Source organism: Sphingobacterium sp. UBA7249 (assembly GCF_002472835.1).
In the GTDB taxonomy this organism is placed as follows: Bacteria; Bacteroidota; Bacteroidia; order Sphingobacteriales; family Sphingobacteriaceae; genus Sphingobacterium; species Sphingobacterium prati.
On the sequence record NZ_DKST01000015.1, the window covers coordinates 393,781 to 413,568 of the forward strand.

A 19,788-nucleotide genomic window follows, 5' to 3' on the forward strand; every position below is an offset into this window, starting at 1 on the left:
TTGAATGGCTGAATTCAGTGAAAAACGTGTGTACCAGCAGATACGTAATTTTGAGCGAGCAATGGATGGTTTTGAGGAGGATCAGCCATTTTCGCGGTATTTGACAACTTTCTTTAAGGTCAATAAACAGATGGGATCTTCAGACCGTAAGGCTACTTCTCGTCTGTGTTATAATTATTTTCGTCTAGGATTAGCAGCTTCGCAGCTGTCGCAGCAACGACGGCTGGTTCTTGCGGAATTTTTATGTGAACAGGAAAGTCCGTTGGTAAGGACGCTTGAACCTGCTTATATCGATAAATTAAGGTTGACCTTGGATGAAAAAATAGCTTTTCTTGAATCTGAAGGCCTACTGAAAAGCCATGATCTATTTCCTTTCACGGCTTATTTTTCGCCCCAGATTGATACCAGGCTTTTTTTGAGAAGTCAGTTGGTTCAACCTGACCTATATATCCGAATCAAACAGGGGAAAAATAAAATTGTTCGTGCCATCCTTGACGAAAACCAAATTTCCTATCGTGAATTGGGTGAACAAACTATCTCTTTGGCAAATGGTACCTCATTACAACGATTCTCAACACTGCAAGGCATCGTTGAAGTGCAGGACTTATCTTCGCAGCGTACACTCGAGTTTATGAAACCTGAGGGAAAAGAATCCTGGTGGGATGCTTGTGCTGCTTCTGGCGGTAAATCTCTTTTATTAATGGATTCCTGTCCTTCGGTTAACCTTTTGGTGTCTGATCTTCGGATGAGTATTCTTCGAAATCTGGATGAACGATTTGATCAGGCTGGTATTAAGCATTATCGAAAGAAAATACTTGATTTGACAAAAGATCCATACCCTATATTGGGAAATGAAAAATTTGATGGCGTATTATTGGATGCACCTTGTACCGGTTCGGGCACCTGGGGGCGTACACCAGAGATGATTCGACAATTTCAAACAAGCAAGATTGAGGAATTTAGTACATTACAGAAGACAATTGCGAGCTATGTCGCTGGTTATGTGAAAGTAGGCAAACCACTGATTTATATCACCTGCTCCATATTTAAGGCAGAAAATGAAGACGTTGTTGATTATATCTTAAATAATTTGGGATTTGAGCTCGAAAGTATGCGCTGTCTGGAAGGCTATACTGAACGGGCAGATACCATGTTTGTAGCCCGACTCATAAAAAAGTAACTGAGTTGGCCTATTGGTAATTAGAAGCCTATTCTTTTAGAAAAGAATAGGCTTTTAATTATATTTCTGGTTAATGATGTCTGAATTCTATTAATCACATTTGCTCGGAATGACTAACACCGGGCAGGTTGCTTTACGGATAACGGATTCAGAGACAGAACCCGAGATAAAATGGTCGAATCCAGTTCTTCCATTAGATCCCATAATGATCAGATCCGCCGACCATTCGTGAGAGGTAGCAAGTATTTCTTCTTTGATGGATCCAATTCGGTTGAAAAGATACACTTCTCCTGGGCCGGTAAATTCCCGACTTAATTTTTCTAGATACTTCTGCGCATTTTCCTGTTCCATTTCGGATACCTCCGGTACAATTATCGGTTGTTGGCCCAGTAAGGGATCAGCTCCAAAATTGGTGGGGGAAGTGGGCGGTATTACCGTTACAAGGGCAATAGCGGCGCTAAATACCTGAGCCATTTCTTTGGCGTATAGAATGGCTTTTTCTGAACATGGAGCATCATCAACTGCAACGAGTATTCTTTTGAATTTTAAATTTGTATTCTCCATATCTACTATAATTAATTTATCTTCGTTTTATAATGTATAATCATAGATTTGACAATTTTGTTTTGCTTGACCAATGAAATATGGTATTTGTACACTTGCTCTCGTTCCATTGCGTGCGGAGCAAACGCATCGGAGTGAGATGGTTTCTCAGGTGTTATTTGGTGAATTATTTGAGATACTGGATATACAACCCGACTGGACCGCGATAAGGTTGTTAGAAACAAGTTACTTGGGCTGGATTCAGAATGGTCAGTTTAAAGCGCTTGAAACCCTGGCGATGGAGCACTATCTCAAGGGAGAGCCAAGTCTAGTCGGAAGAGAGGGCGGGGTGTTGTTTAATGATACAGATCAACTTCAGCTCTGCCATGGTACAAAGCTTTATTTAGATGAAACAAATAGATTTAGGTTAGCCCAGTTGGATATGGTCTACCAGGGGAGTTTCAATTTGTTTTCTAAGGCCGATTTTGAGGCTAAAGTGGCTGAACTCGCCTTAAGCTATAAAAACAGTCCGTATTTATGGGGCGGACGTTCGCAGTGGGGAATTGACTGTTCCGGTTTTTCGCAATTAATCTATAGTAGTTTTGGGATAGATTTACCAAGGGATGCGTATCAGCAAGCAGAAATTGGGGAGACAGTTGATTTTATTTCGGAAATTAAAGTCGGCGATTTGGCTTACTTTGACAACGCGGACGGACGGATTACCCATGTGGGCATTATGCTAGATCGGGATACCATTATTCATGCCTCAGCTAAAGTGCGTATTGACCGGATGGACAATGAAGGAATCTTTAATCAGGAATTGAATCGCTATTCGCATAAATTGCGAATTATTAAACGCTATACCTAAGGATGAAAAAAGGCTATAAGTATCCAATACCTATAGCCTTTTCCTTTCCTATCAACTACCGATTAGAAGTGGAATTGTACACCTAAAGTTGGTGCTAAGGAATTCGCATCTAAACCGAATGTATTTGTTGTGATATCGTTGGTTTTATCTTTGTTATAGTTATAGTATAAACCTCTAACTTTTAATTCGATACCAATTTTGCTTGTTGGGAAGTATGCCAAACCTGGCGCTAATTCAACACCATAGTTTTCGAATTTGTTTTTTGTTTCAACGTTATTTGATTCAGCTGTCATTTTTCCCCAAGACATTGGTACGGATAATTGCGCAAAGAATCTTAATGGACCATTAGCAGAGTATTTTCTTACGAATGGAGCTACTTGAAAAGCATCAACTTTAGTACTGTTGTTTTTGTCAGCTTCGTTTTTGCTCCAATTGTAACCAACACCAGTACCTACTGCCCAGTTGTCACTGACAAAGTATCCAACAGTTGGGTTGATCGAAAACGAATTATTTTTATGGTCTGTATCTTTAACTTTTGAAGTTTCGAAGCCGACTTGACCACCAACCATAATTTTTCCTTTTTCAGTTTGTGCGTTTGCTGCAATTGTTAAACCTGCAATGGCAGTTAATGTAAGTAAAACTTTTTTCATGTCTTTTTATTTTAATAGTTTGTTCTAATGAGTCAGTAATTACTTCCTGACTTTTTAAATTCATTAGTCAAATATCGTAAAGTTATTTTATTTTATTGTCACTATATTGTCTAGATGTTTTACCAAAATCGTAAATTATAGTGGTTCAATTGATTAAATTTTATGCTTTTTTTTATAAATTGCTTATTGTTTTAACAATATCTGAAGAGTGTTGACTTTTTGTAATTATTTGTCAGTACTATGTAAGGAAGAAAAAAAAGAGCCATATATCAATTCGATATATGGCTCTTCTCATTGTCGTTTATGCTGACTTTATTCGAAATATTCTTTTATTCGTTCAAAGAATGACTTTTCACTTTTACCAGGTTGTGGTTTAAAGTTTGGTGATTCTTTCAATTTATTCAATAATTCTTTTTCTTCGGAGGACACAGCTTTTGGTGTCCAGATATTTACATATACAAGTTGATCCCCTTTGTGGTAGGAATTGACTTCGGGAATACCTTTTCCTTTTAGACGTAATATTTTACCCCCCTGCGTTCCAGGTTCAATTTTTATTTTGGCTTTTCCGTCAATTGTAGGAACTTCTACGCTAGTGCCTAAAGCGGCATCCACAAAATTGATGTATAGATCATAGATGACATTTAGGCCATCCCGTTTTAAGCTTTCGTGCGGTACTTCTTCGATTAATATAATGAGGTCTCCTGGAATACCACCGCGAGGAGCTGCGTTACCCTTGCCGCTCATCGAGAGCTGCATTCCTTCGCTCACACCTGCAGGGATATTGATCGCGATTGTTTCTTCTCCACGCTCTAATCCTTCGCCTCGACAGGTTGTACATTTTGCAGTTATTTCAACACCTTCGCCATTACAGGTAGGACAGGTGCTGGTCGTCTGCATTTGTCCTAAGATGGTGTTGGTCACTCTTCGCACCGATCCAGAGCCACCACAGGTTTTACAAGTATGGAAAGAGGATTTATCCTTTGCTCCTGAACCGTCACAGCTGTGACAAACGACCTGTTTGTTGACCTTAACTTTTTTCTCAACACCTTTAGCGATTTCTTCAAGAGTCAATTTAACTTTAATACGTAAATTGCTTCCGCGCGCTACACGGCGGCCTCCGCGTTGACCTCCACCGCCTCCACCGAAGAAGCTTTCGAAGGGGTGTCCGCCACCAAAAATATCGCCGAATTGGCTGAATATATCATCCATATTCATACCTCCACCACCATAGCCACCACTCGCGGAATTGCCTGCATGGCCAAACTGGTCGTAACGTTGACGTTTTTGTGGATTGCTCAAGATATCGTATGCCTCAGCAGCCTCCTTAAACTTTTCCTCAGCTTCATGATCTCCAGGATTTTTATCCGGGTGATATTTAATCGCCAACTTGCGATAGGCTGATTTAATCTCCTTCTCGTCCGCTGAACGCGCGACACCAAGTATATCGTAATAATCTCTTTTTGACATCGTCTTAATATTATTGACCTATAACTACTTTAGCATGACGGATCACTTTGTCACCTAAATAGTATCCCTTTTCGATTACGTCTACCACTTTATTTTTTAAATCTGCGGTGGGTGCTGGAATAGATGTAATAGCTTCTTGTAATTCGGGGTCAAATGCTTGACCAACTGTTTCCATTTCTTTTAACCCCAATTGAGACAATGTTTGTCTCAGTTTGTTGTTAACGATATCCATTCCCGTTTTGACAGATACCACGTCTGTTGCAGTTTCCATGGCATTTAACGCACGATCAAAATCATCTAAAGTAGGTAATAATTTACTGATCACATCTTTTCCTGCAGATTGAATCAATTCAACACGTTCTTTGCTCGTACGTTTTCTATAATTGTCAAATTCAGCAGAAAGACGAATGTACTTATCCTTTGCCTCTGCCAATTCTGCAGCCATCTTTTCTTCAGGAGATAGTTCTACCTGATCGTCCATAGGTTGCTCTTGTTGATCAGAAGAATTTGTTTCTACTTGATCTTGACTCTCATCATAATAATTATCTTGCTCATTCATATCTTCAATGCTAAATAGATTCAAAAATTTACTATATTTTCTTTTGTCAAAGTTTTTGCCAAACAATAAAATTCCGACAGCTTGTCAGATTTTATTAAAAAAGCCTAACAATTTGTCGGAATTTGAAAAAATGTCTTTTTAGCTGTCAGTTTTTCCTTTATATACTGACATCATCTTGTAGAATACCGTCGCCCGTTTTAATAATCCGGGAAGGCATACTGCGAATGATTGTATAATCGTGGGTAGCCATTAAAATTGCAGTTCCGGAATTGGCAATGTCGCGTAGTAAAAGGACAATCTCTTCTGAAGTGGCGGGGTCTAGGTTACCTGTAGGCTCATCTGCCAAGATAATCTCCGGATTATTGAGCAGTGCTCGGGCAATAACAATCCGCTGTTGCTCTCCACCAGAAAGTTCATGGGGCATTTTTTTTAATTTGGAGCGAAGTCCAACTTTTTCCAAGACGTCCAAGATACGTCCATCGATCATTTTTTTATCTTTCCAGCCCGTCGCCTTTAAGGCAAACTCAAGGTTTTTCTCTATTGTTCTATCCGATAGTAAGTGAAAATCCTGAAAAACGATTCCTAGCTTCCGACGTAAATAAGGTACGTCATTTTCATGAAGTTTCTTTAAATCAAAGCCAGCAATCATTCCTTCGCCATTGCCGATATACAAATCGCCATAGATGATTTTTAATAAACTACTTTTTCCACTGCCAGACTGTCCGATAAGGTAGAGAAACTCTCCCTTGCCGATACTTAAATTGACATTGGATAATACTAGATGTTTCTGTTGAAAAATATCAACGTTCTTTAATGTAATTACTTTATTTTCAATCATGGGCGTTAAAACTCTAATTTTTTAATCTGGCCAAAGGGCATTTCTTTGACCAATTGCATGATATATTCTGCCTTTTCTCCCAATCCGATCTTATCAAGAGATTTGTCAGGCCGATCCACTCTAAAATATGCCAACAAGGTGAAGGCATCATCTCGCAGCTGCACATAGTCGGGGATTTTGGCGACACCTCTTACTTTAATGATATACATGATTTCAAAGTTAGTATTTTTAATGTAATTTCCGTACTACGAAATTAACCGAAGCTTACTTGTTTGCAAATAAGAAGTTTAAGGTATTCATCCCGTCTGCATAATCATTCAAGGCAGGACACTGACTTTCACCAAAATGAAAAACGGGCGACTGAATATTCAATTGCACTTCGGAAACTACACATTGGATGTTTTCAGCTTGTTGATTCAGCTCGTTCTCGACATCCCCAAGGCTGTTGTATTCTTCATAATAAACGACAGATAGTGGAGATGCTGTACGTTCATCCTGTTTGAGCAACAGAAAACCATTGTCAAAATGTTTGTCCCCATTGATCAAATAGATGGATTTATTGTAATCGTAATTGTTATTGTATTTATAGTGGTCGGCCACATCTTTAAAATCTGCTATTCCTTCAAAAAAATGGGAGACATTATAGTCTTTTGGAACAAAAATTTTGGAAACGGAACGACAGCCGAGTCCGAAATAATCGAAGATGTCATGTCCCAAAGCTTGTAGCTGTGCCGCAGATTCTTTACCTGTAATAACGGCAATACTATTTCTGTTGCGTCGGATAATATGAGGCTTAGCCCCAAAATAATAGTCAAAGTAACGGGCTGTATTGTTTGAGCCTGTCGCAATGACGAGGTCAAAGTCTTTAAGTCTATCAACAATTTCAAAAGATGCTTCAAAAGCGGGTTCGATTTGTTTTAAACGATTGAGTACATAGGTTGTTAAGCCTGCGTCATCAGAGGATAATTTAATTTTTGCTTTAAATCCACTGATCAATACGCAAAGGATATCATGAAACCCAACCAGCGGAATATTACCGGCGAGAATCAAGCCTACTGTTTTTGTTGATTCGAGATCGGGATAATCCTGTAGCCAATAATTGAGCTTTTTTACTGATAAGTTCGATGAAATCGCATGAAGTGCCTTTTCAACATTTTTTATGGTATACCAAGGGTTTTTATGTTGCGCCAAATGAATGATCTGAGTAAGATCCTCTGGCTGCCTCTGCAACAGTTCACCCAGTTTTACAAACGCATTTATTCGTTGTTGCTTTGTCAAAATATTAAATTTTTAAAAGATGAATACACAAATTTGTATTATATTTGTGCTGTTAACATTAATCAACGTGAATCAACTAGCCTTATTGTACAATCGGACTTTGTTTTCATATTGATAATGCAAAAATAGTTTATTTATCATAATTGTGAGGTTATAAATGGCGATTAAAATTACAGACGAATGCATTAACTGTGGTGCTTGCGAACCGGAATGCCCAAATAATGCAATATACGATGCTGGTGTAACTTGGAAATTCTCAGATGGGACGGCTCTGGATGGTGTTATAGATTTTGGTGATGGCGTTACGCTTGATGCGAATGAGTCACAGGAAGCGATCTCAAATGAAGTCTATTATATTGTTTCGGATAAATGTACAGAATGTGTAGGTTTTCACGATGAACCTCAATGCGCTGCTGTTTGTCCAGTAGATTGTTGTGTGGATGACGAAGATGTGCGTGAGTCTAAGGATGAGCTATTGGCGAAAAAATCTTGGTTACACGCGGAATAATTTTTTATTCCGTTAAAATATAGAGCAGGATAAGAAATTATCCTGCTTTTTTTTGTGCGCTTGCTTTTCGGGGTAATCGGTATTTTGTTGCGAAACATGGGTGATTTAAATAATAATATTTGCAAAAGAATAGGATTTTTTTATTTTTGTTCTTTTGACCATTAAAATCTTTTAAATGTTAAAAACCAAAATAGGGTTAATCACCCTCATCACAGTTACATTAGCTTGTATCATTGCTGTATTATACGAATTTGATGTTGTAGGCTTTTCGCATGAATTTCTAATGGCTGTCCGTTGGATAGTTGCCACCGTTTTGGTTGTGAATGCGCTTTATAAGAAAAATTTGACCACTTGGATTCTGACCTGTATGATCCTTGGTATTTTTGTTGGCCTGGATTTTCCAAATCTGGCAATCTCTTTACAGCCATTGAGCAAGGGATTCATCAAACTGGTAAAAACAATTGTTGGGCCTATTCTTTTTGCAACACTGGTTTATGGTATTGCAGGACACTCAGATTTAAAACAAGTAGGACGTATGGCTTGGAAGTCTATGTTGTATTTCTTCTGTGCTACAACTTGTGCTATTTTTATTGGTTTAGGTGCCATTAATCTGACCCGTGCAGGTGTGGGTGTCGATGTCGCACATATGCCACATGAAGAACTGCCCGCTCCCAAAGAAAGTATGGACGAACATGTATTGAAATCACTGCCTGATAATGTACATCCTGTTTATAAATTCACTTCGTTTATCCGAGACCTTTTTCCTGAAAATATCGTAAAATCTGTTGCTGATAATCAGGTTCTACAAATCGTTGTCTTTTCGATATTATTCGGTATCGGACTTGCAATGGTCGATGAGAAGAAGCGGAAACCGCTGGTCGATTTTACAGAAAGTATGTCCGAGACGATGTTTAAGTTCACGAACATTATTATGTATTTCGCTCCAGTTGGAGTAGGAGCTGCGATGGCCTATACGGTGGGGCATCTTGGTGTTGATATTTTGAAAAACTTATTTATGCTATTGGCAACATTGTATTTTGCCTTGCTTTGCTTTTTGACCTTGGTGCTGCTTCCTGTGGCACTTTATTTAAAGATTCCGGTTCGGCGTTTTATCAATGCCATCAAAGAACCTGTATCTATTGCTTTTGCCACGACAAGTTCAGATGCCGCTCTACCAAAAGCAATGAGCGCAATGGAAAAGTTTGGTGTTCCCCGTAAGATCGTTTCATTTGTTATTCCGACTGGTTATAGCTTCAACTTAGACGGCACCTCCCTTTATCTGTCATTAGCCGCTATTTTTGTGGCACAAGCCGCAGGAATTCACCTGTCTTTCGGGGAGCAGTTGATGATCGCTTTTACTTTGATGATTACCTCCAAAGGAGTTGCGGCAGTGCCACGTGCTTCGTTGATTATCTTAATTGCGACAGCGGATCAGTTTGGTTTACCCACTTTTGTTATTGCCGCTATTTTGGGAATAGACGAATTGATGGACATGGCTCGTACTTCAGTGAATGTTGTTGGTAATTGTCTCGCAACAGTTGTTGTGGCGAAGTGGGAAGGTGAGTTTGATGAGGAGGCGCCTTATCGTGAAGATACTGAGGAATTGATCTAAAAGATATAACTGAAAAGCTATCGTTTAAAAAAGCAGTATTAACCCCCATGTTAATACTGCTTTTTTATTATAATACATGGATATTGACAAGCCAGAAGGTGCTATTTTTTCGTTATATTTATTATTGTAAATACATAGACGAACATAAACCAACTAATACATAGAGAATGAGACGGCCTATATTTCTTTTTTTTGTAATCATGATACTCGTAAATTTTGTGTTTGCGCAAAAGAAAATAACAGATGTTAAGCGAGCTTCATTGCCTTTTATTGAAACGTCCGACCATGTTAAATTATTTGTCAAGACTGCCGGAACAGGGACGGTTTGTATTTTCCTTCATGGTGGACCTGGAGCCTGGAGCAAGTCTTTTGAGGAGATGGGTGGCCACAATCTGGAAAAAAAACTAAAGATGGTGTATTTTGATCAAAGAGGCTGTGGAAGATCAGATACTTCGGCTGAAAGAAACTATTCATTAGATCGAATGGTTGATGATATCGAGGATATTCGCCGTGCTTTAGGAACTGAAAAAATTTATTTGCTGTCTCATTCATTTGGCGGTGTAATTGCAGTAAATTATGCAAAAAAATACCCGAATCATTTGTTTGGTTTAATCTTAGCGAATTCGACTTTAGATCTTACTAGTTCATTAGAAGCTCAGATACAGCATGTCAACGAATTAATCAATACCAATTTTGAGGCTACTCCCGCAGATTCTATTTTGTCGATGTTTTCGTTGGCAAGGCGTACGCTTTCAAATAGAGGGTTAGGATATAAGATGCTTTCGGATGATAAAAAAACTACCGATATGTTGGATCATATTGATGACAGTTATGGGCGATCAAATGATTTTGCAAAACATGTGTGGGGTTATAAAATCTATACTGAAGATTTTAGGCAAGAAACGAAAGATATTAAGGTGCCAGTTTTGGTCATTGCCGGGAAAAAGGATTATGCAATTGGAGTGGATCATTACCGGAAGTTTAATTTTCCGAACCAAAAAACGGTGCTAATTAACGGCGGTCACGTTTTATATTACGAGCGAAATAAAGAATTTACTGAAGCTATATTTTCCTTTATAAAATAAATGTGTTCGGAAGTAGTGCCACTATTTTGCGATGGCTTTTAAGTAAAATATTTTTATCGGCCATCTACATAATACCAAAGGTTGCCCTGCTGTTTAAATGTAGACTTTTCATGGTGGACCTGAATTTCCATTGTTGAATCCAGGTAATGAGCTTCGAATTCCACAGTTTGCGGTGTAGATCTGAGGATTGAAAGCTGCATCCATTTATTTTCGAGAGCCCACCGTCGAATAGCATTTTTATTTTGAAACCTCCTTGTCGATGGATGAAATGTATCATATAGAAAATCTACGTCATGTACAACAAATGCACTGTAACGTGCTCGCATCAACTTTTCTGCCGTATTCGCCTTGGCATGGGAAAGATGTACCTGCCGGCAACAATCTCCGTAAGAGCTACCTGAGCCACATGGGCATAAATCATCTATTTCTAACACTTAATCAATATCAATTTACCAGCCTTTTATGGCGCCGTTTTTAAATACTTTTTTTGCTGTTGCTTCTACCTCTGGTGATTGATAGGACTGTATAAATTGCTGTACTTTTTCATCATTTTTATTATCTGCACGAGCAACAATTAAGTTGACATACGGTGATTCTTTATCCTCTGTAAACAAACCTTGTTTTTCAGGATCCAGTCCAGCTTGCGAAGCAAAGCTATTATTGATGATCGCAATTACAATTTGAGGGTCGTCAAGTACGCGTGGTAGCTGTGGCGCTTCCATTTCAATAATTTTGACCTGTTTCGGGTTGCTCACAATGTCTGTTACTTTGGGTTGTATGCCCACATTCTCCTTTAAACCAATGATGCCTTCGCGTTGAAGCAGTAATAACGAACGTCCACCATTAGTTGGGTCATTTGGAATTGCGATACTTGCACCTGGCTGAAGTTCGGTAATCGTCTTGATTTTTTTGGAATAGGCGACAATTGGAAAGACAAATGTGTTTCCTACGATAGTTAATTTGGTGAAGCCGCGTTGTTTGGACTGTTCTTGTAGATAAGGCTGATGCTGAAACACATTGATATCGATATCACCTTGATTCAAGGCCTCATTTGGAACAACGTAATCATTGAAGGAAACGAGTTCCACATCCAGATTGAACTTTTCTTTTGCAACTTTCTTAGCCGTTTCAGCAAGTTCCTTTTCAGGACCTGATACCACACCAACTTTAAGGGTATTTTCTTTTTTTTCCCTGTTATTACAAGCTACAATAGTCGTAAGACTAAAAGCTAAGATCGCAAATGCATAGTTCAATTTTTTCATATGATACAATTAATGTTAACGATGGTTTACTTTTTTCGATATGTAATCACCTGTATATTGCAACAGGAATACAATTAAAATTAATAAAATAAGAACAGAATTCATGATAAAGGTGTCATAACCTACATAGCCATATTGATAGCCAATCTGCCCCAGTCCGCCAGCTCCAACAGCACCCCCCATGGCCGAATAGCCTACGAGTGTAATTAATGTTATTGTCGCGTTGTTTACCAACGAGGGAAGCGCCTCAGGGAGCAGTACTCTAAAGATGACCTGCTGTGTACTTGCACCCATGGCCCTGGCGGCTTCAATTAATCCATTGGGAACCTCCAGTAGACTATTTTCTACCAATCGCGCAATAAACGGTGCTGCGCCAATACTTAAGGGGACCAATGCTGCTGACATACCTATTGATGTTCCTACAAGCTGACGTGTAAATGGGATCATCCATACAATGAGAATAATGAATGGAATAGATCTGAACACGTTCACTAGGAGCGAAACAATCTGATGCATGGTTTTGTTTTCCAGCAGCTGATGTTTCCGCGTTAGAAAGAGGTAGATTCCAAGCGGAAGCCCGATTACAAATCCAAAAAAGCCCGATAGGAAAGTCATCATAAGTGTTTCGAGCGTTCCCGATAAAAGTAAATCCAGTACTTGATCAGACATAACCTAATATTTTAGTTTGCGGATGCTGCTCTTTTAAATAGGAGAGACTCGCCATTATATTTTCGATATTACCAGACAATTCAGCCAATATGACACCGAATTTCATTTCTCCAACGTAGTCGATTTGTGCGGTGATAATATTTGTTTTAACCTGAAACTGCTTTTCCAATTGTTGAATGAAAGGGATGGATTCTTCACTTGATGTCATGTAAATCTCCACAAGTGGATTTCCCTGCGTTTTTAACCGCTCTTGAAACCCTAAAGGAATATCAACCTGCAATGAGGACTGGATAAAGTTTTTAGTGATTTCTTGCTGCGGATTTGCAAAAATGGTTTCAACAGAACCACTCTCAATTAAAGTCCCATGATCCAGCACGGCTACTTGGTCGCATATCCTCTTGATCACGTCCATTTCATGGGTGATCAATAAAATTGTAAGTCCCAGTTGCTTATTGATTTTTTTTAATAAGGCAAGTATGGATTTGGTCGTTGCAGGATCCAATGCGCTGGTAGCTTCATCACAAAGTAGAATATGGGGGTCATTGGCAAGTGCTCGGGCTATAGCAACGCGTTGCTTCTGTCCTCCCGATAAATTAGCCGGATAGCTTTCGGCTTTGTCTTCGAGACCAACTAAATGCAATAATTCGGAAACTTTTTGACGGATAAACGTTTTTGATTTACCTTCAAGCTGCAATGGAAAGGAGATGTTTTCAAACACCGTTAAGGATGATAGTAAATTGAAATGCTGAAAAATCATTCCAATTTTTCTCCGTTTCATCATTAAGTCTCTGGAAGACATAGACATTAAGTCGTTATTCTCAATAATGACTTGACCTGTATCCGGTCTCTCCAAAAGATTGACACAACGAATCAGTGTACTTTTTCCGGCGCCGGAAGCTCCTATGACACCAAATATTTCTCCTTTACCGATGGTCAGAGAAAGGCTTTTCAGTGCATCAATTCGTCTGGATTTAACCTGAAATGATTTAGATATGTTGTTTAATTGAATCATTGACCCCTTAAGGATTTATGCATTTATGTTAACAAAGTGGATGTCGATATAAATGTACATAAATACGGTTGATAAATTACAATGAAATGACGAAAAAAATGGCAGTTGATTCGGTCTTTCCAGGCTTTAGTTGCTGCATGGAAAGACCGGTCCATAAGAACAGATTTCTAGGATAAGGTGTAAGCTGATACAAGTTGTTTTCCAGATCCAAGTCCCTCAATGCCATATTCAATTACATCGCCATCGCGGAGGAACCGTTGTGGAGATTTTCCCATACCTGAACCTGCTGGCGACCCTGTTGAGATAATGTCGCCTGGAAGGAGGGACATAAACTGGCTTAAATAGGATATCAATTTAGGTACACGGTAGATAAAATCGCTCGTGTTACCATCTTGCATCAGTTCACCGTTTAATTTAAGCCAAATTCTCATGTTATCTACATCTTGAATTTCATCTTTTGTGGCAATAAACGGGCCGATAGGGGCGAACGTATCGCAACCTTTACCCTTGTCCCAGGTACCACCTCTTTCGATCTGAAACTCCCGTTCAGTCAAATCGTTATGCAATACATAGCCAAATACATAATCCAGCGCTTCTTCTTCACTGACATAAGAAGCTTTCTTGCCGATAACGATAGCAAGCTCAGTTTCCCAATCGGATTTCACGGAATTTTTAGGCAATGTAATACCATCGAAAGGTCCATTAAACGCAGAAACCGATTTCATGAATACAATAGGTTCTGCTGCTTGTTGCAAGTTGGTCTCCTTAACGTGATCGTCGAAGTTTAATCCAACACAAAGAATTTTGGAAGGAGTCTCTAAAGGAGTGCCGATACGTTCATTGGCATCGATCTCTTTCAGGTTTTCATTATTCTCTGCTACATATGCCTGAAGTTTTTCCAAATTTGCCGTATTTGCAAAGAAATCACGGTTATATTGAAAATTTCCTTCTGAAACATCATATTTCTTTTCATTTAAAATGACTCCCGCCTTCTCGGAGCCCCTTGCGCCATATCTAAAAATCTTCATAAGCCGCAAATATACGGATTTTGTCCCAAAAAGGGTGGAATTTAACGGGAATTAACAATTAACCAATGTGTAAATTATCTATACAATTATTGTCCAAAGTCGGATACTGAAATGGAAATTTCTCATTGAGGATCTTTTTATTGCTCACCCAGGTTCCGTTGAGTACCATTTCTTTTCCTTTTTTTCCAAGAACTAACTTAATCAAAAAGGCGGGTACGGGAAAAGGGAGGTACAGTATGCCATAGCGTCGTCTTGCAATCCGTTTGGTGAATTGGCTAAGCTGCAAAGGTTCGGACGAACAAGCATTATAAACGCCGGCGATAGCGTTGTTTTGTATTGCAAATAGGAGCATCCGAGTAAGATCCTCCATATGGATCCAGCTCAACATCTGTTTGCCTGATCCCAAAATGGGAGTCAGCCGAAAACGTAACAATTGATTGATCTCTTTCAACAGGCCCTGGTCTTTACTGAGCACAACGCCGAATCGAAAGACAACAAGTCTTTTTTCAAGTGTTTCAATTGGTTTGACACTGCTTTCCCAAAGGTTACAGACCCAGGATAAAAAATCACCACCCTGGGGATCACCTTCCTCAAATGGCTTTTTTTGATAACTGTCATCAGCCCCATACCAACCGATCGCTGACGCCGATATGACTGCTTTCACCTGGTTTGGAATCTGTTTTAATGTCTGATAAATCAGCTGTCCGCTTTCTACACGACTGGATATAATTTCTTGCTGGTACGCTTTGTTCCATCGTGAGGCATTGAGGTTGGCACCAGCTAAATTGATGATATAATCAGCCTCCTGGATTGACTTTATATCAATAATTTGCTTTTTCGGATTCCAGTCAACATACCGAACGTTATGTTGTTCAGGTTGAGCCTTTGGATCTCTTGTGAAGATGATTACTTCATAGAAATTGGCGACCAGCAATTTTGTCAAATGAAGGCCAATTGCACCTGTTCCGCCTGTAATAATTACTTTTTCCATGGATTAAAACGCTTCATAATTGATCCCTTTATTTCTCTTCATTAGTCACTCCTTACATGGTTATCATGCTTCTCCTAATATACTATTTTGAATCAATAAAAGAAGCTATAATTTAAGGTTTATTCTTCGAAATAATCAGTTTATGAGAATTTCGTTTGGTAATTTATCTTTTCCCTTTCAAGATGGAGTAGCCAAATCGAGCGATGTCATAAAAAAGGTCCGCCTGCGTTGTGGACGAACCTTTTGGTATGGAGACTGATCTTTTTGAGATGCTGGTTTCTTTATTGTATCGTTTGGATTGTATTCCCACAAGTTAGCATCTGGGCGCCATAGTATGGATTTTTGATATCTTTATTGAGGCTCAACCAAGTTGCTCCTTTGCCATCGTTAAACATAGGGCATTTTTGTTGATAAACCAGAAGTGAAGGTTTGGAACTTTTTGCCAGTTTATAGACCTCTTCGGAGAGCGATACAAATGCCTCACGTTGTTTTGCAAGATCCTTTGCCTCCTGGAGCATCTTTGTATACTGTGTTATCGCGTTTGCTTGTGTTTTCCACACCTGTTGTTCGGCAGCAGTTAGGTCGGTCGATTTTAACGTCGTCAGCAGACTTGCAAGTTTTGCAGCACCCGTAGCGACAGTCTTGCGATCGGAGGCAACCAGTGCATCTTTCAGCTGGAAATATTGGTCGTAAATAGCCTGGAACTTGCCCGCCTTGGCGACAGATAACGATCCTGCGCTTTCTTCTTTGCTTTCAGGAGTATTTTCAGGATTGGCCGGTGGGGCACTTAAGGTTCTGTCATATTGGCAACAACCATGCAGATCGGCGTAAGTTGTCGCTGGTGCGAGGTACTTTTCATTGTCATAACCGGCAAGTGCAATGTTTTTCAACACCGCATCAAAAGAAGTTTTGCTTGCATCAAAGGAAACATTGGCTGTTTGATTGTCTTCGTTCCAATCGACCTTGGAATCCGCGGAGTTTCCCGCTTTTTCTATTGTTTTTTTGCACATACCGCAGTTGCCACTGATTTTTACGGTTTGTGTTGTCACGGTATTATGCTGGCCATAAGTAAATATGCTCACGCATAAAAGGCTAGCTGTTATGATGTTATTTAGAATTCTCATGTGTTCCAAATTTTTTAAAATGTTTGGTTGATTAAATGGGCTTTATCCGACCTTATCCGGTTCCCATCGCGATTTTGAAATGCGTTCTCTTTTAAAGTATACGGGCGCTCTTTTTTTAGCTTGAACCGTTTTTTTTGTCAGCTTATTTTTGGCGGAACCCAAGGGTAAAAGTAACCGTCTAAAAGGTAAACGAATAGCAAACTGCTATATGATTTTTTAAAGGATGAAGAGGGGATTTTAGGAAGCTGTACCTCGGCTGTCGAGAGTGCTAATATACTTGTTACGGGAGTACAGTGGCACCTGCAATCACGACATTGCTTGTGGTGCTGGCATTTGTTTTTCTTCTTACTGAGGAACTTTTTACAGCAATTATTTTTTTTACTTTCAGATTCCGTACCGTCCATACGGCAAGTTTGAACTTTGCTCTGGTGACAGCATAGCGCAGCCATTGGCTTGAGCCATAAGCCAAGAAAGAGCAATAATCCGATTAGATGTTTCAGTCCGGTCACAGTTCAAAGATAAGCTTTTTTGGATAAGTACTAAATCCATTCGGATGCTTGTCCGAGCTTTTTTGTTTCTATTCATACCAGTATAGATTCTTGGAAGAGCGGGGGATATTGCAGCATTATTCCTGTTGTTTCGTAAAGTATAAAGCGTAGTAGGCAGCTTATTACTTACTACGCGTTATACTTACTTAAACCGCGGGTTTTTGTTAAAACTTGAAATTCGATAGAAATCCGGGTTTCTTCCAGGTCTTTTTATAGTCGTCTGCTAGTGGACTGTGATCGGAATATGCCAATACTTCATTGAGTAGACTGTGCGCTTTTTTCAAATTTCCCGTTTTGTAGTTAACGAGTGCTTCAGCTAGCTTTACGGACTCACAGTCGTCATCATAACCCCATTCATGTTGTGCGTATGCATCATTAAAGATCGCGCCGTAGTGATTGACTTTCGCTAGGTTTTCTTGTTCGGCAAACAACATGATTCCAAATTTAATCCAGAGCACATAGTCTTCGGGATCCATGACGGTTGCAACCCAGCTGTCATAGCGTTGAAATATTTCTTCGCCCAGCTTAAATTCCGATAGGAAGTAATACCCTTTAATAATGAGATATAAGGTTTTTGCCTTATCAAAATCATTGATGATAAATTCCTTTTTGTTTTTAAGGTATTTTTGTGCAGCAACAACAATGGCACGATAGTCGAATATTTCATTGTATAGTTGCATCAGAATGTATTGTGGCTGTGCTTCATGTGGATATTGTCGCGCCATATCCGTATAATAACGGATTCGGTAATCCCGGTCATGCGGCTCAAGGATATCATAAATTACACTTTCCACGCCATTTTTAGCGGCTTCAAAATCCCGGTAATGATAGTCGTTCAAGGTCGGATGATTGATATAGAATTGATAGATATGCTCCAACAGATATTGCGCTTCGGCCTGTATGTCTTGGGAAAGGCCTAGGTGATAATTCACTTCAAGCTGGTAAACAAACATTTGGTAACAGCTGGGAAATACCAGGTCTGAGTCTTCTTCTGTTGATTCTTCCTCGATTTCTTCGTGTTGCATTTCTTCAAGGTCGCCCAATGTGACCTGATAGGTGTCGAAATATTGCGTGAGAGCATCTCTCATGCGTTCATAGTCTTCGAGCTTAGACAGGGCATCTGTACGGGTGTAGTGTAGCTCTTCAAAATCTGAGTAAATTAGTCCTTCGGTTGCGATTTGATAGCTATCTTCAAGGAGGTCAACATTTTTTAATGCAATAGCTAGGTTGTTGCAATTCATTGCACGATTGTGGCTTCCACCAAAATAATCGCTTTCATATTTCCCCTCTCCGAAATAAGCTGCGAAAGCATCATAAGCTTGGCGATAAATAGCAAGGTACAGTTGGCGCAAGGCAAGAGTATCTTCGGTAGATACAATGTCCAGTGCGTCTACAAAATCAGCTAAATTGACGGCTTCATTATAGAGTTCACGTGGTAAGTCGTCAAAAGTAGGAGTCTCTGTGTATATATCACCAGTTGTTAAGTAGGTACATTCAACAAGACGCCGCCAAGATGTAGCGTTCCATTGGCATTCACCAGATTGTTGAAGATATGGTATAGCAGCCTCGTGTTGTCCATCGTCGTAAAGGTATGCACCGGCAAAATGATAGCCAGCGTAAAAGTCAGGATACTGGTCAATCAGTTTCAATGCATGCAGGTAATAATAATCGAATGGTATACCGATATCTTCGGAATAATTACGTTCAATGATCAGCTGGTAATAGAATACCTCCGGATGCTCATAGCCGTCAGCGATCAGTTCTTCAAAACGGCCGTGCCACTTGACCAGTTCCTGGTGGATATGTGCCGCTGAATTTTCTCCTTTAATAAGTTTTAATAATATCTTTAAAGCCAGATCTATATCTTTATTTTCATAAGCAATCTCAGCAAGATCCACATACTGCATTTCATGACTGCTGACGAAACGGTCAAATTGCGCCCTGATTAACGCCGTTAATGCGGCTCCGGAAATTTGCTTTGTGCGGTCTAAAAGATATATTTTCTTTATCCAAAATAGGGAGAAATTATGGTCCGCACTTTCGCGGTCGTCTTTAAAAGCTTCGTTGAAATAATTGATCCCTTCTTCCAATACTGTCAATAAAGCTTTATCATTCTCAAGCCCTTCATAAATATTTGCCAGGAAGCCATAACCATACGAAGTCATTTTTGGTATGGCGATCAACTGCCTTGCGTAGCGAATAAACTGGTCTTTGTTGTCCTCATGAATGTGTTTTCTTGGGCGATTGATCAGAGCTAATGAGGCCTCGTTACTTAGGACATAGTTGAGCATATGATAGAGTGTTGTTTCGTTTTCGGGCTCTATGCTAAGTGCTTTTTGAAGATAAGGTATCATCTTCTCCTGGATGATATCAAAGATAGCTTCGTGTCCTTCGTAGAATACCTGATCGTGATAAGCAACAGCAAGATGTGTCCAAAGCGGCACATCCTGTTCGTTTTGTCTTAATTGATTTTCACCTTCGATGATAAATAAATCCAGTTGTCCACTGTAAAATAAATCGTATATACTTTTTTCGTCCATTCCTAACCTTTTCTTTTTATTCTTTT

General features: G+C 39.4%; 20 protein-coding genes. 5 read left to right on the top strand and 15 right to left on the bottom strand.

Annotation, left to right across the window (positions count from 1 at the left end):
• The first annotated feature begins 4 nt into the window (after positions 1-4).
• Entirely contained in the window at positions 5-1,180 is a 1,176-nt protein-coding gene (locus B4A24_RS12405; RefSeq protein ID WP_293945318.1) for an RsmB/NOP family class I SAM-dependent RNA methyltransferase, read from the top strand.
• Between the two features lie 90 nt (positions 1,181-1,270).
• Here the strand turns inward: B4A24_RS12405 and B4A24_RS12410 are convergent, their stop codons facing one another.
• The gene (locus B4A24_RS12410; RefSeq protein ID WP_293945320.1) at positions 1,271-1,744 is read right to left on the bottom strand and encodes a universal stress protein; all 474 of its coding nucleotides are present in this window, start codon (positions 1,742-1,744) and stop codon (positions 1,271-1,273) included.
• Positions 1,745-1,817: 73 nt separating this feature from the next.
• On the opposite strand from B4A24_RS12410, the gene B4A24_RS12415 reads away from it, so the two are divergent.
• Positions 1,818-2,591: a C40 family peptidase gene (locus B4A24_RS12415; RefSeq protein ID WP_293945321.1), complete on the top strand. Its 774-nt coding sequence runs from the start codon at positions 1,818-1,820 to the stop codon at positions 2,589-2,591.
• 62 nt (positions 2,592-2,653) lie between these two features.
• On the opposite strand, the gene B4A24_RS12420 is transcribed toward B4A24_RS12415, so the two are convergent.
• From B4A24_RS12420 to B4A24_RS12445, 6 genes are all read right to left on the bottom strand, one after another.
• Positions 2,654-3,241 (bottom strand): outer membrane beta-barrel protein, encoded by a 588-nt coding sequence (locus B4A24_RS12420; protein ID WP_293945323.1) that lies wholly within the window; start codon positions 3,239-3,241, stop codon positions 2,654-2,656.
• A 312-nt stretch (positions 3,242-3,553) separates the two neighbouring features.
• Positions 3,554-4,708 carry a molecular chaperone DnaJ gene (gene dnaJ / locus B4A24_RS12425; RefSeq protein ID WP_293945325.1) on the bottom strand — a complete coding sequence of 385 codons (1,155 nt, stop codon included), beginning with the start codon at positions 4,706-4,708 and terminating at the stop codon, positions 3,554-3,556.
• 10 nt (positions 4,709-4,718) lie between these two features.
• Positions 4,719-5,267 carry a nucleotide exchange factor GrpE gene (locus tag B4A24_RS12430; RefSeq protein WP_293945327.1) on the bottom strand — a complete coding sequence of 183 codons (549 nt, stop codon included), beginning with the start codon at positions 5,265-5,267 and terminating at the stop codon, positions 4,719-4,721.
• A gap of 157 nt (positions 5,268-5,424) precedes the next feature.
• Positions 5,425-6,105: a cell division ATP-binding protein FtsE gene (locus tag B4A24_RS12435; protein ID WP_172394336.1), complete on the bottom strand. Its 681-nt coding sequence runs from the start codon at positions 6,103-6,105 to the stop codon at positions 5,425-5,427.
• Between the two features lie 5 nt (positions 6,106-6,110).
• A complete protein-coding gene (locus B4A24_RS12440) occupies positions 6,111-6,314 on the bottom strand; it encodes a fructose-6-phosphate aldolase (protein WP_108631977.1) in 204 nt (67 codons plus the stop codon).
• A 55-nt stretch (positions 6,315-6,369) separates the two neighbouring features.
• Positions 6,370-7,383, bottom strand: coding sequence for an acyl-CoA reductase (locus B4A24_RS12445; protein ID WP_293945332.1), 1,014 nt, complete (start codon positions 7,381-7,383; stop codon positions 6,370-6,372).
• 157 nt (positions 7,384-7,540) lie between these two features.
• Between B4A24_RS12445 and B4A24_RS12450 the strand changes: the two genes are divergently transcribed.
• The 3 genes from B4A24_RS12450 to B4A24_RS12460 all read left to right on the top strand — a co-directional run bounded on the left by B4A24_RS12450 (position 7,541) and on the right by B4A24_RS12460 (position 10,588).
• Positions 7,541-7,891, top strand: coding sequence for a 4Fe-4S dicluster domain-containing protein (locus tag B4A24_RS12450; RefSeq protein ID WP_172394333.1), 351 nt, complete (start codon positions 7,541-7,543; stop codon positions 7,889-7,891).
• Positions 7,892-8,066: 175 nt separating this feature from the next.
• Positions 8,067-9,503: a dicarboxylate/amino acid:cation symporter gene (locus B4A24_RS12455; protein WP_293945334.1), complete on the top strand. Its 1,437-nt coding sequence runs from the start codon at positions 8,067-8,069 to the stop codon at positions 9,501-9,503.
• Positions 9,504-9,703: 200 nt separating this feature from the next.
• The gene (locus tag B4A24_RS12460; protein ID WP_293945335.1) at positions 9,704-10,588 is read left to right on the top strand and encodes an alpha/beta fold hydrolase; all 885 of its coding nucleotides are present in this window, start codon (positions 9,704-9,706) and stop codon (positions 10,586-10,588) included.
• Positions 10,589-10,641: 53 nt separating this feature from the next.
• Here the strand turns inward: B4A24_RS12460 and B4A24_RS12465 are convergent, their stop codons facing one another.
• The 8 genes from B4A24_RS12465 to B4A24_RS12500 all read right to left on the bottom strand — a co-directional run bounded on the left by B4A24_RS12465 (position 10,642) and on the right by B4A24_RS12500 (position 19,762).
• Positions 10,642-11,022: a YchJ family protein gene (locus tag B4A24_RS12465; RefSeq protein WP_293945337.1), complete on the bottom strand. Its 381-nt coding sequence runs from the start codon at positions 11,020-11,022 to the stop codon at positions 10,642-10,644.
• A gap of 15 nt (positions 11,023-11,037) precedes the next feature.
• Positions 11,038-11,850: a methionine ABC transporter substrate-binding lipoprotein MetQ gene (gene metQ, locus B4A24_RS12470; protein ID WP_293945339.1), complete on the bottom strand. Its 813-nt coding sequence runs from the start codon at positions 11,848-11,850 to the stop codon at positions 11,038-11,040.
• A 15-nt stretch (positions 11,851-11,865) separates the two neighbouring features.
• Entirely contained in the window at positions 11,866-12,519 is a 654-nt protein-coding gene (metI, locus tag B4A24_RS12475) for a methionine ABC transporter permease MetI (RefSeq protein WP_293945341.1), read from the bottom strand.
• Positions 12,512-13,531, bottom strand: coding sequence for a methionine ABC transporter ATP-binding protein (locus tag B4A24_RS12480; protein WP_293945343.1), 1,020 nt, complete (start codon positions 13,529-13,531; stop codon positions 12,512-12,514). Before B4A24_RS12480 ends, metI begins: the two co-directional genes overlap by 8 nt.
• Before the next feature lie 167 nt (positions 13,532-13,698).
• Entirely contained in the window at positions 13,699-14,559 is an 861-nt protein-coding gene (locus tag B4A24_RS12485; protein ID WP_293945345.1) for a fumarylacetoacetate hydrolase family protein, read from the bottom strand.
• A 58-nt stretch (positions 14,560-14,617) separates the two neighbouring features.
• On the bottom strand, positions 14,618-15,550 hold the full coding sequence (locus B4A24_RS12490; RefSeq protein ID WP_293945346.1) for a TIGR01777 family oxidoreductase: 933 nt from the start codon (positions 15,548-15,550) through the stop codon (positions 14,618-14,620).
• Between the two features lie 281 nt (positions 15,551-15,831).
• Positions 15,832-16,674: a DUF3347 domain-containing protein gene (locus B4A24_RS12495; protein ID WP_293945348.1), complete on the bottom strand. Its 843-nt coding sequence runs from the start codon at positions 16,672-16,674 to the stop codon at positions 15,832-15,834.
• 712 nt (positions 16,675-17,386) lie between these two features.
• Positions 17,387-19,762, bottom strand: coding sequence for a hypothetical protein (locus B4A24_RS12500; RefSeq protein ID WP_293945350.1), 2,376 nt, complete (start codon positions 19,760-19,762; stop codon positions 17,387-17,389).
• Between the last annotated feature and the right edge of the window lie 26 nt (positions 19,763-19,788).

Coding starts and splice junctions, on each gene's coding strand:
- B4A24_RS12405 (WP_293945318.1), top strand. CDS start 5: ATGGCTGAATTCAGTGAAAAACGTGTGTACCAGCAGATACGTAATTTT.
- B4A24_RS12410 (WP_293945320.1), bottom strand. CDS start 1,744: ATGGAGAATACAAATTTAAAATTCAAAAGAATACTCGTTGCAGTTGAT.
- B4A24_RS12415 (WP_293945321.1), top strand. CDS start 1,818: ATGAAATATGGTATTTGTACACTTGCTCTCGTTCCATTGCGTGCGGAG.
- B4A24_RS12420 (WP_293945323.1), bottom strand. CDS start 3,241: ATGAAAAAAGTTTTACTTACATTAACTGCCATTGCAGGTTTAACAATT.
- dnaJ (WP_293945325.1), bottom strand. CDS start 4,708: ATGTCAAAAAGAGATTATTACGATATACTTGGTGTCGCGCGTTCAGCG.
- B4A24_RS12430 (WP_293945327.1), bottom strand. CDS start 5,267: ATGAATGAGCAAGATAATTATTATGATGAGAGTCAAGATCAAGTAGAA.
- B4A24_RS12435 (WP_172394336.1), bottom strand. CDS start 6,105: ATGATTGAAAATAAAGTAATTACATTAAAGAACGTTGATATTTTTCAA.
- B4A24_RS12440 (WP_108631977.1), bottom strand. CDS start 6,314: ATGTATATCATTAAAGTAAGAGGTGTCGCCAAAATCCCCGACTATGTG.
- B4A24_RS12450 (WP_172394333.1), top strand. CDS start 7,541: ATGGCGATTAAAATTACAGACGAATGCATTAACTGTGGTGCTTGCGAA.
- B4A24_RS12455 (WP_293945334.1), top strand. CDS start 8,067: ATGTTAAAAACCAAAATAGGGTTAATCACCCTCATCACAGTTACATTA.
- B4A24_RS12460 (WP_293945335.1), top strand. CDS start 9,704: ATGATACTCGTAAATTTTGTGTTTGCGCAAAAGAAAATAACAGATGTT.
- metQ (WP_293945339.1), bottom strand. CDS start 11,850: ATGAAAAAATTGAACTATGCATTTGCGATCTTAGCTTTTAGTCTTACG.
- metI (WP_293945341.1), bottom strand. CDS start 12,519: ATGTCTGATCAAGTACTGGATTTACTTTTATCGGGAACGCTCGAAACA.
- B4A24_RS12480 (WP_293945343.1), bottom strand. CDS start 13,531: ATGATTCAATTAAACAACATATCTAAATCATTTCAGGTTAAATCCAGA.
- B4A24_RS12485 (WP_293945345.1), bottom strand. CDS start 14,559: ATGAAGATTTTTAGATATGGCGCAAGGGGCTCCGAGAAGGCGGGAGTC.
- B4A24_RS12490 (WP_293945346.1), bottom strand. CDS start 15,550: ATGGAAAAAGTAATTATTACAGGCGGAACAGGTGCAATTGGCCTTCAT.
- B4A24_RS12495 (WP_293945348.1), bottom strand. CDS start 16,674: ATGAGAATTCTAAATAACATCATAACAGCTAGCCTTTTATGCGTGAGC.
- B4A24_RS12500 (WP_293945350.1), bottom strand. CDS start 19,762: ATGGACGAAAAAAGTATATACGATTTATTTTACAGTGGACAACTGGAT.